13 protein-coding genes are annotated in these 12,835 nt (G+C 50.7%); 5 read left to right on the forward strand and 8 right to left on the reverse strand.

Annotated features, from left to right (window positions below):
- Positions 1 to 168 precede the first annotated feature (168 nt).
- The 4 genes from JUF22_RS13565 to JUF22_RS13580 are packed head-to-tail and all read right to left on the reverse strand — an operon-like array spanning position 169 to position 2,423.
- On the reverse strand, positions 169 to 354 hold the full coding sequence (locus tag JUF22_RS13565; RefSeq protein ID WP_203647170.1) for a hypothetical protein: 186 nt from the start codon (positions 352 to 354) through the stop codon (positions 169 to 171).
- Positions 354 to 728 (reverse strand): hypothetical protein, encoded by a 375-nt coding sequence (locus JUF22_RS13570; RefSeq protein ID WP_203647172.1) that lies wholly within the window; start codon positions 726 to 728, stop codon positions 354 to 356. Before JUF22_RS13570 ends, JUF22_RS13565 begins: the two co-directional genes overlap by 1 nt.
- A gap of 14 nt (positions 729 to 742) precedes the next feature.
- Positions 743 to 1,507 (reverse strand): ABC-2 transporter permease family protein, encoded by a 765-nt coding sequence (locus tag JUF22_RS13575; RefSeq protein WP_203647174.1) that lies wholly within the window; start codon positions 1,505 to 1,507, stop codon positions 743 to 745.
- Positions 1,491 to 2,423, reverse strand: coding sequence for an ABC transporter ATP-binding protein (locus JUF22_RS13580; protein ID WP_203647194.1), 933 nt, complete (start codon positions 2,421 to 2,423; stop codon positions 1,491 to 1,493). The genes JUF22_RS13575 and JUF22_RS13580 overlap by 17 nt, the downstream gene beginning before the upstream one ends.
- 150 nt (positions 2,424 to 2,573) lie before the next feature.
- Between JUF22_RS13580 and JUF22_RS13585 the strand changes: the two genes are divergently transcribed.
- Positions 2,574 to 3,248: a response regulator transcription factor gene (locus JUF22_RS13585; RefSeq protein WP_203647176.1), complete on the forward strand. Its 675-nt coding sequence runs from the start codon at positions 2,574 to 2,576 to the stop codon at positions 3,246 to 3,248.
- 13 nt (positions 3,249 to 3,261) lie between these two features.
- The gene (locus JUF22_RS13590; protein WP_203647178.1) at positions 3,262 to 4,164 is read left to right on the forward strand and encodes a sensor histidine kinase; all 903 of its coding nucleotides are present in this window, start codon (positions 3,262 to 3,264) and stop codon (positions 4,162 to 4,164) included.
- Positions 4,165 to 4,223: 59 nt separating this feature from the next.
- On the opposite strand, the gene JUF22_RS13595 is transcribed toward JUF22_RS13590, so the two are convergent.
- Positions 4,224 to 5,747, reverse strand: a complete 1,524-nt coding sequence (locus tag JUF22_RS13595; protein WP_203647180.1) for an endonuclease MutS2 — start codon at positions 5,745 to 5,747, stop codon at positions 4,224 to 4,226.
- 249 nt (positions 5,748 to 5,996) lie between these two features.
- Complete coding sequence (locus JUF22_RS13600; protein ID WP_203647182.1) at positions 5,997 to 6,560, reverse strand: TetR/AcrR family transcriptional regulator; 564 nt, start codon at positions 6,558 to 6,560, stop codon at positions 5,997 to 5,999.
- Between the two features lie 155 nt (positions 6,561 to 6,715).
- Between JUF22_RS13600 and JUF22_RS13605 the strand changes: the two genes are divergently transcribed.
- Positions 6,716 to 8,461 (forward strand): MFS transporter, encoded by a 1,746-nt coding sequence (locus JUF22_RS13605; protein WP_203647184.1) that lies wholly within the window; start codon positions 6,716 to 6,718, stop codon positions 8,459 to 8,461.
- A 135-nt stretch (positions 8,462 to 8,596) separates the two neighbouring features.
- Here JUF22_RS13605 and JUF22_RS13610 read toward each other — a convergent pair whose 3' ends face one another.
- Together JUF22_RS13610 and JUF22_RS13615 are read right to left on the reverse strand one after the other, a co-directional pair.
- Positions 8,597 to 9,466: a hypothetical protein gene (locus tag JUF22_RS13610; protein ID WP_203647186.1), complete on the reverse strand. Its 870-nt coding sequence runs from the start codon at positions 9,464 to 9,466 to the stop codon at positions 8,597 to 8,599.
- Between the two features lie 86 nt (positions 9,467 to 9,552).
- On the reverse strand, positions 9,553 to 10,110 hold the full coding sequence (locus JUF22_RS13615) for a TetR/AcrR family transcriptional regulator (RefSeq protein ID WP_203647188.1): 558 nt from the start codon (positions 10,108 to 10,110) through the stop codon (positions 9,553 to 9,555).
- Positions 10,111 to 10,368: 258 nt separating this feature from the next.
- On the opposite strand from JUF22_RS13615, the gene JUF22_RS13620 reads away from it, so the two are divergent.
- Complete coding sequence (locus tag JUF22_RS13620; RefSeq protein WP_203647190.1) at positions 10,369 to 11,763, forward strand: YhgE/Pip family protein; 1,395 nt, start codon at positions 10,369 to 10,371, stop codon at positions 11,761 to 11,763.
- A 357-nt stretch (positions 11,764 to 12,120) separates the two neighbouring features.
- A complete protein-coding gene (locus JUF22_RS13625) occupies positions 12,121 to 12,633 on the forward strand; it encodes a VanZ family protein (protein WP_203647192.1) in 513 nt (170 codons plus the stop codon).
- Positions 12,634 to 12,835 lie beyond the last annotated feature (202 nt).

Genomic DNA, 12,835 nt, shown 5'->3' on the forward strand with positions numbered 1-12,835 from the left:
AAACTGGAATCCTCGTTCTAGCATTGAATATCCTCAAGTTAGTCTCCACCAGGAGAAGACGGCTTGAGAATCAAGAGCATGGAAATAAGGCACGAAACCAAAGTTCGGTTTCGTGCCTTATTTTTGTTCTACAGAGGCTAGTTATGTCACAGCCTCATTGTGTCGAGCTTATCTGTTTGCCAACACCCTTAAAAAATAATCGGCAAGATCACCTTCCAACCCAGGACACCAACTAACAGAAAGACTATCAGAATGACCCAAAATAAGTGGAAAAATAATCTGAACATCAGTAATCCCATTCGCAACAAAAATAAAGGTAACTCTAGTAAAAATAGCATCTTCTTTGCCTCCCATCAATCGATTCTGATCAATCGAATGTCCTGCTGCCCCCGATGCCCCTTTTCCGGAACCAGTTTATAATCAATCGTATCCATTTTCATGGCATACCGGCCACTAAGACGGCCACTTCTGATGCTTAACACCTGATTATAATCATCAACTGAGTAACGATAGTGATGACTAGAATGGGCGTGGGTGATTTCCATCATTGACTTAGAAAACTTAGCAATTCCGACAGAACCCTGTTTCGTGTTTATATGCCAACTGAATCGTTGCAAAATTTGCTGAGTCGTTAAATGATGTGGCATCCGGGCTATCTTGACGGTTTCAACACCTAGGAACACAACGATTAGGACGGCGATTAACCCTTTCACCTGACGCTTACTCATCTGCTAACATCTCCCTATAATTCTTTACGCTGTAACATCATCGCCGAAGCCCCACCTGCGGCAATAATAATGGCCAAACACACGACCAAGTACGGAACCAGACCGGTGATCTTCAACGTTCCCAAAGCTAGCTTCTGAACAACGTCGGTAAAATCAATGTACGTCAGCCAGCTCCAACCCAACACGTCCGAACAGGTCGCCATCAGAACCGGCCACAGCGTAATAAATAGCGCGGCTGTCACGATTGAATCCGTCAACATCAAGATGATGACGCCCATGCTGAGAATGTCATCAATAAAGAGCAAAATCGTCAATAGCATCATGCCCAATGTCTGTATCAACGTGAGTAGTGGTGCCCCTGCCGACCAACCGGTCAATTCGCCAACCAGAATAACAACCCCATAGTAACTAAGTGTCAGGACAAGCACATCGACCAGCAGCGTCATCAACTTGCTGGTCATAAAGGCTAGTCGTGAAATCCCCGAGACTAAGGTGTTTTTATAAATCTTCTTAGAAAATTCCTGACCCATCACCAGCACAAACAAGGCAATCGCTAAGTACAGTAGAATCGTTGCCGATAACGTCGCACTCCTCAGGCCGGTCAATGCCGACCAATTGGCTGCCCCCAGGCGACGCATGGTGGTCGAGCTGACCATGATACCGTAGAAACTGCCATTAAGCGTAATCATGCCACCTAAGAGGATGGCGGCAGCGAGCGTGAAATAGATTCCGCGACTATGAATTTGACGATAAGCATCCGCCTTAATCTGATTCAACATCCGCCTGGTCCTCCTCAGCAATCAATTTGGTATAGTACTGTTCCAACGAGCTTTCACGCTGAACGACTTCAGAAACGGCAACCCCATTTTCGACCAGTGCCCGGTTAATCACTGCGGCCGACAGTGTAGTCTGCTGGACGATGAGATGATGATCATCGAGAATCGCAAATTTGCCGATGGCCGCCTGGTCTAAGACCTGCCCTGCGAGTGTTACCCGGTCTACCGTCATCTCCAGACCAGACTGATTGAACACGTCTAACTCCGTCTTGGTCAGCTCCTTGATCAATCGGCCGTGATGAATAATCCCAAATCGGTTAGCGACCTGATACAGTTCCGACAAAATATGACTCGCCATCAGAATGGTTGTGTGGCGCTCTTCATTCAGCCGCTTGATTAATTGACGGAATTCGATAATCCCGCTTGGATCAAGACCATTGATGGGCTCGTCCAGAATCAAAAAATCCGGGCGGGGTAGGATGGCTAGGGCAAGGCCCAGTCGTTGTCGTTGCCCCAGCGATAATTGGCTGGCCTTGGTTGCCTGTTTAGCCGTAAGGTCCACAAACGCTAGGGCTTCCGGAATCAATTGTGGTTCGGCAAGGCCGTGTTGAATCGCACACAGCTTCAAATTTTGTTTAACGGTCAGATTGGGAAAGGCAACGGGATTCTCAATGATGGCCCCCGTTCGCCGTAGCGCATGGCGATAGTGACCCACTGATTCGCCCAACAAGGTAATTTTTCCTGCAGTTAAATGGGATAACCCAGTAATCAGCCGCATCAACGTGGTCTTCCCCGCCCCATTTTCGCCAATTAAACCGTAAATATCCCCTGCCTTGACGGTCATGCTAATGTCAGTTAGCGCCTGGAACTCCCCGAATTGTTTACTGACATGTTTGACGATTAAAACATTCTCACTAATAATGAATTCCCCCTCAGCGTTCTCAACACTGATTAATGTACGGTAGCTTTCTAAAGCTCCGGTATAAATAAACCTTAATTTAATCTAAATTGTGACGATGAACCGATTCGACTATAATTGAAACGTACCTTAAGGAGACCTATAAAAACGATGCAAAAAATTCTAATCGTGGAAGACCATACCGATATTCAGGACCTCCTGCACGATGTCCTCAGCCCCACCTACCAAATTTTAACTGCCTTAGATGGCATCAGTGCCTTACAGATTTTTAATGATCAGCAACCTGACTTAATCATTCTAGACCTGATGTTGCCGAACATTACTGGCGAAAGCGTCCTGAAGACGATTCGTAAAACCTCTAGTGTGCCCATTCTGGTCCTGACCGCCATTCAGTCAAAGACCAAAACGGTGGCCTTACTTCAAGCTGGGGCCAACGATTACCTGACCAAACCGTTCGACATCGATGAACTGTTGGCCCGTATTCAAGTTCAACTACGTGCGTTGCCCTCGACGATTCAGCCAGCGCCTGACGTCCTAGAGTTTAACGAAATTTGCTTGGATAGCAATACCCATCATATCACGGTTGCTAACCAGCCCTTAGTCTTACCTAAAAAAGAATTCAACCTGCTGAAATTGCTCCTCAAGGAACCCCACCAGGTCTTTGAAAAGGCGCAGCTGTACGAAGCGGTCTGGGGTGAACCCTATCAAAATGCCGAGAACACCCTCAACGTTCATCTTAGTAATCTACGGATCAAACTAAATGAATTGGCTGAACAACCACACTATATCGTCTCCGTCTGGGGAATCGGCGTCCGACTGGCTTGATAAGGAGGGACTCATGTTAACTTTTATCATCGGCGTCTTAGTCTTGGTGGTCCTGGTTCTTGTGATTATCCTGAGTCAACTGCTCAGCGCACTACATCGCATCACAACGGATCTCACCTATATCAATACCCACACCACCAACGCTGGCGTCACGAGTAATTCTCATTTTGGCGGCATTCAACGACTGGCCTTGGCACTGAATCACATGCTTAGCCAGACCCAGAACCTCCAGCAAACGGAATACCAGCGCGAACATCACCTGGAGCGAATGCTGCTTAACCTCACGCACGACATCAAAACACCGCTGACCGTGGCTACTGGCTACGTCCAATTAATTCAGCAAAAGCCAACGGCCGCCACGCCAACTAACCTGCAACGCGTGCTAGACAACCTGGCGTCCGTCAACTACTACTTACGCTACTTGATGGATTTTAATTTGGTGCGTACCAAAGCGAATCATTTAAATCTGGAATCGGTGAACGTGTCCCATTTTCTGGAGCAGGAACTGTTTGGCTTCTTTGATGATTTGACTGCGAAACAGATTACTGTGACTCCCCAGATTACACCTAATATCACATTTACAACCGACCAGCTTTTACTGCAAAGAATCGTTCAAAATCTAGTCGGCAACTGGCTCAAATACGCACAGCACTCAGCCATTGTCAGCCTGAAGCCACTGGATGATCAGCATATCTGTCTCGAATTTCAAAATGAAACCGCGGTAACTTCAGTGGAAAATTCCCTGACGACTGAACAGTTCTACACCACCGATGATCACTCCACAGAAAGTCTCGGCTTGGGATTGAACATTGTGCAATCCCTGGTGACTACCTTGGGCGGGAAACTAGCCATCAAGACCGGCAACCAGCAATTTAGGGTGCGCTTAACCTTCAGGACAACCCGCCCACTAGACTAATTCCCACAGTAAAAGACGGCAACCAGCTCATAGCGGTTACCGCCTTTTTTAGCGTAGATTTACTGATTTTCCTTCGCTGCGAGTCGCTGCCGGGTGTCAGCCAAAATAGCCGGAGACAAGCCCAACCGCTCAGCCAGCCACACGGCCTCACTGGCCCCCACCTGGTTAAGTAACAGGTGATACGTGGGCTCCAGTGTTTTCGGATCAAAGGCCATGGTGGCCGTCATAAACGTCGGACAGTCGACCGCGTATTCCTTGATGGCACTGAAGTGGGTCGTCGCAATGATGGTTGCCTTTTTCTGGCGAAGATACTCAATGATGGCAATGCTCAGGGCAGACCCCTCTTCCGGATCGGTCCCGCTCCCAATTTCATCGAGCAAGACTAAAGCGTTGTCCTGAATATGATCGGTCATGTCGACCAGCGTCGTCATCTCGGCGGCAAAGGTACTGAGCTGTGCCGTGATGCTTTGGTTATCACCAATGTCGACCCAGAACTGGCTGAAGACGGGCATCTGTGTTCCGGCATCAACCGGCAACTCCAAGCCAAATTGGATCATCAGGGCAAATAACGCAATCGTCTTCAAAACGACCGTCTTACCCCCAGAGTTGGCACCGGTGATCATCAGGCCCTGTTGCGGCGTCAATTCGATATCGAGGGGCACCGCGTGTTTTAACAAAGGATGGCGGCCGGCAACAATCTTAACGTGCTGGTCCGTATTCAGCGTGGGCAGCTGACTGCCGGTTTCCAAACCGTACTGGCCGCGCGCCATGATCTGGTCGAAGCGACTGAGAAGCGTTTGGTTCTCGGTCAGGGCGTCCCAATTATCTAAGACGTCTCCCGTTAAGGTCACCAGTAATTGGTAAACCTCGGCGCTCTCATCGGCAATCATCCCAGCGAGGACGGCACCCTTCTTCGCCACCGTTGCCGGTTCAAAGAAGACCGTTGAGCCGGTCGAGGACTGGTCAATGATTTGGCCCTTAAACTTATTCTTCTCGCCGGCCTTCAACTGGACACAGACCCGATCGTTGCGGGTGATCAGGCGTTTGCTTTGGACGGAATGGGGATGCTTCTGGACAAACTGCGTCAGCGCTGTCTGTACCTGTTGCCGTTGCTTAACGATTTTTTGGCGAATCTCAGCCAACTCCGGCGTGGCATCATCCGCCACCTGGCCGTGCACGATGACGTGTTCCAAGCGTTGTTGGAGCCCGGTGAGCTGCGTCGATGACGCCAATAGTTCCGTTAGCTGGGTGGCCTGTTGCTGGTTAGCCTGCAGGGTCGTTTTCAAGCGGCGTAGGTTAATCAAAAAGTGATTGACGAGGTCTAACTGTGGCGCGTTTAACATCAGCCCTTGATCCAGCTTCGTCTGTAGCGCGTCCATCTGGTCCAAGTCAAAGTAGGTAAAAACCACGTTGTTGGCTAATAGTTGGTGGGCCTCCGCCGTCAGCGCTAGTTCTTTTCGAACGCTAGCGATGGCCGTCTGATTGGTCGCGGTTTGAATGGCCGTGGCCGCCCGGGTGCTGTGGGTAAAGGAGGCCACCTTTGTCAAGATTTGATCTAATTGGGTAATTTCTTTTAAATTCATTTTCTCTCCTTGCAGCGAACAGCCTGGCGGAACGCTTCATAAGGTTCATTGAATTGTTGGTCGTGCTGTTTGCTAATCTGTGTACACGTTCTTGCCGGACATATCACGGCAACCTGCCACACTCATTAACGTCACTCCTCATTTTTCCGTAGACTCTAACCGTAACATACGGGGTGGCTTTGAGCAAACTCAGGCCGACAAATAGCCCCGGGAAGGTCTGTGTGCACTTCCTGAGGGCTATATTAAGATCTAATCCGACGTTTCTCCCAACCGCTGCAGGCCAGCCATCAGTAACGTGGCCATCTCAGCCGGTGACTCTGGCTGGTCCTTGACTAACCATTGACTCAAGACATTCCAAAAGCCCCCCACCGCAAAGCTCATGATGTAAGCCGTTTCGGTCGGTGACCCCGCAATGTGCCATGGGGCCGGGAAGACCCGGTAAATTTCGTTGGCCATTGGGGTAATCTTGGCCAGCATCCGACCGAATAGTCCCTGTTCCATCAGTAACCGCAGCTGTTTGCGTTCCTGCCACCAGAATTCGAAGAAGTACGTCAACACATCTTTAAAGACCATCTTCTGCGGCGCAATCTGTTGTAGCGCATTCAGGTAGCGCTGCCCCACCTCGTGATTATACGCATCCAGTAGATCATCCTTATCCCGGAATGCCCGGTAAAAGGTTCGGCGAGAGAGCTGCGCCTGTTCCGCAATTTGTTTAACGGTAATCGTCTCGTAAGGTTGCTCTACTAATAAATCAAAGAGCGCGGTGATCAACCACGCCTTAGACTGCTGTGCCAGTCTTTCTTGTCCATTCATGCTGTTCCGACCTCCTGTCACAAACCCCCGACTTGTGTAGCACTTGTTGTCATTAGCGTTCTACAGCTTGTTTCCCTCAGTATACGCTGTTAAAGTCAAGGTGTCACAGATGAGACACACCGACTCAGATGTGTCAGCTAAAGGGGGAGAAGCATATGAACAAACTAAAAGGTGTCTTACCCGTTTTACTCTTAGGTAACCTGCTGTGTATGATGGACGTCTCCATTATGACCATCGTGTTACCCGAGATTCAGTCGGCTTTTGGGGAAAGCCTCACGGAACTCTCGTGGGCACTGAACGTCTACACCATCATCTTCGCCACGTTAATTATTCCGTTTGGCCGGTTGGCGGAACGCTTCGGTCAGAATAAATTTGTCTTCGCTGGACTGGTAGTCTTTGGGACCGGCTCACTTCTGACCGGCATGGCGCCTAACCTTACCTGGATGCTGATTGCTCGGACCATCCAAAGCGTTGGCGCCGCAGCCATCATTCCAACCAGCATGGTCATTGGCTTAGACCTTAGCTCCATGGCCAACCGTAACCGTGTCGTGGCCGCTCTGGCAGGTGTTCAAGGGCTGGCCGTTGCCTTAGGACCAACCATCGGCGGCATCGTCGCTCAATACTTTGGCTGGCGGTGGGTCTTCTTCATCAACGTGCCCTTGGTTGTCCTGGACTTACTGGTGTTTGGCTTCGTCTTACCCCTCCGCCACGAAAAAACGACCCACGTTAAAATTGATTGGCTTGGCGCCGCTCTCAGCATGATCATGCTCTTCAGTCTCTCGTTGGGCTTGATCAAGGGAAATGATTGGGGCTGGCAGTCTCCCGTCATTCTCAGTCTATTTGCTCTCGCCTTCATCAGTTTTCTTCTTTTCCTTTTCTGGGAACGTCACACGAAAGTGCCAATGGTCGACCTACAACTGTTCCGGAGCCGAAACTTTAATGGTTCAAGCCTGGCATTGGTCCTCTGCAATTTTTTCTTAGGTGGCATGGCCGTGCTCTTACCCACATTTCTAACGCGGGTTCACGGCACTAGCGAGCTCAAGGCCGCGCTTCTAATGACACCCTACTCGGTCACCGTAATGATTACGGTCATCTTGACCTCACTCGTGATCAAGCGCATCAATAACAAAGTCATTGTCGCCGTTGGTTTCCTCTTGATGGGCGTGAGCTACCTACTGCTGAGCACCGTTCCCATGGGGTCAAACTACCACCAGCTGATTCTCGCAGACGTTCTATTGGGCCTAGGCTATGGCTTAGTCGCCGCAACGGCTAATATTCTAGCGGTAGCCGACTTCCACGGTTCACGGTTAACCAGCTCGCAAAGCGTCGCAAACGTTCTGCGGCAAGTGGGGATGGTCCTGGCGATTGCAGTCTTCACGACCCTGCTGACCAGCAACGTGACCCAAGCAAAGCGAAACACGTTAGCCGATGCTCAGACGCAAGTGAGTCGATTGGCCAACGTCACCACTGCCCAGAAAAACACGTTGACTCGTAAGCTACGGCGGAAGCTCAATCCGAACAGCACCACCGTGACCGCGACGGCCGCAACTGTGACGTCTCCAACCGTGACTATCTCAGCGGCAACCCGCCAACAGAAGGCAACGATGGCCTATCGCCAAGCCATCCAGCAACTCGCCACAGTCAAACAAGTTTCCCCGTCCCTGATTCCCCAGGTCACGAAGCAGCAGATTCACCACACCATTACGCTAGCCGTTAACCGCAAGATCACCCAAAAAGTCCAGCAACTTAATCAGGAGCTGGCTAATCTAGTCCACACGGTTCGGCAGGCGCTGAAGCACCATTTGAATCACGCTTTCCTAAATGTCTTTGGTAGCCTAAGCTGGTTACCGTTTGCAGCCCTGCTGATTGTGCCAGTTTTCAAGTTCCGCCGTGAAGATTAAAAGAAAATAAAGGTGTCCATCCTCTCAAGAAATTCCGAGAAGATGGACACCTTTGTCTGGTAGTTAACCACCGACGTTTCAAATAACATTAGTTGTAATCACGTTAATAATTGTGGTCTAAGATCTTTAGCCCCACTAGTCCACTCGTTGCCCAATCGCAAACGCGTAGAACTTTTCGGCATTCGGACCATTATCAATAGAAGGTTTTCCCTTAACATTTTCCTCGATGTTTAAGCCAATTTCATAGTTCTTAAGTTTTTCCAGTTTGGCAGCCGTATAGCCGTAATCGTTGGCCAGAATCTGTTTAACCTTTTTGACTCGCTTCGTCGTGCTGACGGCGTTACTCGTTGCCAGATAGTCGGTCACCTTAGGGAAATAGGTCACGTGCTGATACTTATTTGGCTTCAGCACGCTCTTCTTAACCATTGGCAGGGCTGGATCCTCGTTACCCAGTTTCTGTCCAAATTCGTACGCCGCAATATTGGTTAAATCGTAGGTTAATTTCATATTGGGTAATGATTTCGCTATCGCCCGAGTAATCCCCTGAGTTGGCGAGAGCTTGAGGTAGTCTTGGTAGTCCCGATTGTTCGTGAACCAGCCCATTGGCACGTAACGACTTTTCAGCCGGTCCAGCGCTAACCCCTGCGTCACATACCCCCGCCAAACGTAGCCGGCCGTCGCCTTCGGATGAGCCTTGGTCCCGCCCGCAACGAGGTAGTAGTAAACTGCTTTCGTCTGACCGTGCTTTAAGACCACGGTTGAGGCCCGAGAAAAGGTCGTATTCGGTCTATCCGTCAAGTAACCGTGCCGTTTCGTGTGTTTCTTATTCCACATCACAACTTTCTTATTAGGATATTTCGCCCGATAAGTTGGCCGCTGAGTCGGCCACTTTTCTGAAATCACCGTGTACTTCTGCGAAGCCTGCGCGGTCGGCGCCGAAGCTAGCCCCAGTGCCACGCCGACGGTTAATCCCAGGACAATCCCGACCGCTTGTCGTAATTTCATGGTTTCCACCCCTTTGGCACCATCATATCATGGATCGCCGTTTTTTTGAAGCGCTTACAAAACAATATAGTGATCACCTCGTAGACTCACTCGGTGCCTCCTAACAGCTGTTGTGGCGACAGGCTTCTGGTCTGCTTAAAAAGTGTGTAAGCCTGCTCTGGCGATGACACGGGCTCCTGCCCTAACCAATTACCCACAAAATCAAGAATACCTTGTGCCACCAATTCGCGCGCGATAGCTGGTGAAATGGGCGAGGCCGTGGCTGGACCAATGACGGTCAAAATCAGCGTCTTGACCCGCCCACGCAACTGCGAAGCCGGGCTATTTAACAGAACCACGGCCAACTGCCGCTGACGGTACAGGTAGGTGAACAACTGCCCAAAGGCATCCGTCGTAGTTGCCCCCGTCCCTGGCTTTGGATACCGCTGAAAAATCTCCTGGACCTGCGTCACTAGGTCATTTTCTAAATGAGTTAACAGGTCGTACTTGTCTAAGTAATGGAGGTAAAAGGTCCCCCGGTTGATTTGCGCTGCCTGACTCAACCGCTGAACAGTCAGCCGATCAAACCCAACCGTCGTCACCAATTGAATAAATGTCCGCTGAATCTTGACCTCCGTGGCTAATCTTTTCGCATCCGTCTCCATGACGCACCTCCCTGAACAGATTGTTTAGTTGGCTTCCATTAAAAAGCTTTTGAACGTCACAGTCAATCAACATCACCGGCCACAGTGTCGCTGGTTAAGTCAGCTGATTTGATAAGGTTCCGCAAAGAAACGACAGTCACCCGCTGGTCTGAGCAACTCAACAATTGACACCAAAGTGTTTATTGTCTGAACCATTTCGTGCTGTTATGCTAGCCCCGTTCAATCAACAAGCTGCTAATTTGAAAGGGGCGGTTGCTCATGCTCAAAGCCGAATGGACCTACCTACGCCAACACAAAATGATGTTGGTCGTCTTGTTAATGATTGCGTTGATTCCCGCAATTTACTGTTACTTTTACCTCTCCTCTATGTGGAACACGTACGGCCACTCAGCTGATATCCCGGTTGCCGTGGTCAATCACGACCAGCCCGTTACCGATCAGGGGCACCGCGTCGCTATTGGCCAGCAGCTGACCCGTAACCTGGACAAATCCACGGCGTTAGACTTTCACCACTTGAGTGCTACCACGGCACAACGTCGACTCAAAGCTGGCAAGCTCTATCTGGTCGTCACGATTCCAGCCAGTTTCTCCCGCAACGCGACAACCCTTCTGACTGACACGCCCCACCAACTTCAGCTACACTATGATCTGAACTCAGGCGCCAACTTCATCGTTTCTAAAATGACGACCGGTGCGGCTAACGCCATCACGACGAAAGTTAGCCACAACGTCACGCAGTTGGAGACCCAGGTGCTGTTGCAGGCGCTTCGCGGGGCTACTGCCGGAATGACACGGGCAGCCGCCGGGAGCCAACAGCTCACTAGCGGTACCCAACGCCTACAAGCCGGCAATCGTCAACTACAAACCGCTACACAAGCGGCCAAACAACCCGCCCTGACTGCTGAACTAACTGCCACGCAACAAGGCCTGACGCAGCTTCAAACCGGTAGCCAATCGCTAGGAACTAGCTTGGCTGTTGGAGGTCAACGGCTGGCGACCCTGGCAACCCGGCCCGCTAACGCTCGGGTCCTCGCTCAACCCGTAATTGCTCACAGCCATGATGTAGCGAGTGTACCCAACAACGGCACTGGTATGGCGCCATTTGCGATTGCCATCGGGCTCTACGTCGGTGGCATTGCCCTCGGTACCATGTACGACGGCCGCCGAACCTACCGTCGGCCACGTAACGCCCTCACCTGGTGGGCCAGCAAGGCCGTCATCATCGGTATGGTCGCCCTGGGGCAAAGTGGTCTGCTCTACGCGACCCTGCGCCAGGCCAACACTTTAACCGTCCAGTCCCGCCTGATGCTCTTCAGCGCCATTCTCATCGGGTCGCTGCTCTTTCTATCCCTCATTTTCTGCTTACGACTCCTACTAGGCGGCTTCGGAACCTGGCTGATTTCCATCGTCCTGGTCCTGCAGCTGGCCAGTTCCGGTGGTCTTTACCCGCTCCCCTTAGTGAGTCCGCTGGCCCAAGCCCTCAATCCCTGGTTACCGATGACCTACCTGATTCAGGTGCTACGGGCGGCCATTTCCACCAATCTGGCTTTACCTGGCGCCTGGTGGACGATGTTGCTGATGATCATCGGGTTAAATGGCCTGATCATTGCCCGTTTCCAGTTGGATTTGAAACGAAACGCACTCGCTGACTGAATTGAGAGTGGGACAAAAGGCGGTTAGCCGGCGAGCATTAAGGCTGATAACCGAATAATCCTGGTTTTGGGATTGTTTGGTTATCAGTTTTAAGCGGAACCGGCTGCCTTTTGTCGCACGTTTCGACCATATAAACTAGCATAGAAAAAGGGCCTGGGCATTTTTGTCGGCCCCAGCGCTAACCACAAATCCCCGAAAAACTGTGATGTTTCTTTGACCAAGTCCTTACGATTTTCCTAAAGGACCCAAGAAACCTTAAAACTCCGGTCAAAGTTCCCCGTAACTGTGAATTCTGTTGTAGTCTAGGAACAGGTTAACGGACACGACAGACACACAAAAATTCACGGAGGTGGTTCGATGCGTTGGGAACCCTTATTACTCATTATCTTAATGGCTGGACTAAGCGGCCTGCTCATCGTCGCAACCGGTGGTAAACATCGCTGGTTCGCCCTCTTAGTGCTAAGCTACTTAACGGGTTTAGCTGCAATTCTTTTCACCCCGATTTCATTTGATGGTACTGGCATCTACATCATGCCGATTGGCATCGGGCGGGTCAATCTGACCAACCTAGACGTCTTCAACCTCGGCTTCTTGGAAAATATCATCTTAACGATTCCACTGGGGCTCCTGCTAAAATGGGCGCTCCCCAAGCTGTCCCTCTTCGGCGTCGGCTTCTGCGGGCTCTTCGTTGGAGGCAGCGTCGAGACCATCCAATACGTGCTCTCCCACCACTGGCTGATCAACCGGAGCAGCGACATCAACGACGTCCTGGCCAATGCACTGGGCATCGTCATCGGTGGCCTGGCTGTCGCCGCCTTTTACCGCCTCACGGCCAGTCACCGGCAACGTCCGGAACGAGTTGCGGCTTAATACCCGTAACCACCTGAATTCTAACCCATTTATGAACACGCAAAAAGAGGCTGTGACATAACTAGCCTCTGTAGAACAAAAATAAGGCACGAAACCGAACTTTGGTTTCGTGCCTTATTTCCATGCTCTTGATTCTCAAGCCGTCTTCTCCTGGTGGAGACTAACTTGAGGATATTCAATGCTAGAACGAGGATTCCAGTTT

This window comes from Levilactobacillus lanxiensis (assembly GCF_016861655.1).
Classification (GTDB): domain Bacteria; phylum Bacillota; class Bacilli; order Lactobacillales; family Lactobacillaceae; genus Levilactobacillus; species Levilactobacillus lanxiensis.

Coding starts and splice junctions, on each gene's coding strand:
- JUF22_RS13615 (WP_203647188.1), bottom strand. CDS start 10,110: ATGGAGACGGATGCGAAAAGATTAGCCACGGAGGTCAAGATTCAGCGG.
- JUF22_RS13595 (WP_203647180.1), bottom strand. CDS start 5,747: ATGAATTTAAAAGAAATTACCCAATTAGATCAAATCTTGACAAAGGTG.
- JUF22_RS13585 (WP_203647176.1), top strand. CDS start 2,574: ATGCAAAAAATTCTAATCGTGGAAGACCATACCGATATTCAGGACCTC.
- JUF22_RS13575 (WP_203647174.1), bottom strand. CDS start 1,507: ATGTTGAATCAGATTAAGGCGGATGCTTATCGTCAAATTCATAGTCGC.
- JUF22_RS13565 (WP_203647170.1), bottom strand. CDS start 354: ATGGGAGGCAAAGAAGATGCTATTTTTACTAGAGTTACCTTTATTTTT.
- JUF22_RS13625 (WP_203647192.1), top strand. CDS start 12,121: ATGCGTTGGGAACCCTTATTACTCATTATCTTAATGGCTGGACTAAGC.
- JUF22_RS13590 (WP_203647178.1), top strand. CDS start 3,262: ATGTTAACTTTTATCATCGGCGTCTTAGTCTTGGTGGTCCTGGTTCTT.
- JUF22_RS13620 (WP_203647190.1), top strand. CDS start 10,369: ATGCTCAAAGCCGAATGGACCTACCTACGCCAACACAAAATGATGTTG.
- JUF22_RS13570 (WP_203647172.1), bottom strand. CDS start 728: ATGAGTAAGCGTCAGGTGAAAGGGTTAATCGCCGTCCTAATCGTTGTG.
- JUF22_RS13605 (WP_203647184.1), top strand. CDS start 6,716: ATGAACAAACTAAAAGGTGTCTTACCCGTTTTACTCTTAGGTAACCTG.
- JUF22_RS13600 (WP_203647182.1), bottom strand. CDS start 6,560: ATGAATGGACAAGAAAGACTGGCACAGCAGTCTAAGGCGTGGTTGATC.
- JUF22_RS13610 (WP_203647186.1), bottom strand. CDS start 9,466: ATGAAATTACGACAAGCGGTCGGGATTGTCCTGGGATTAACCGTCGGC.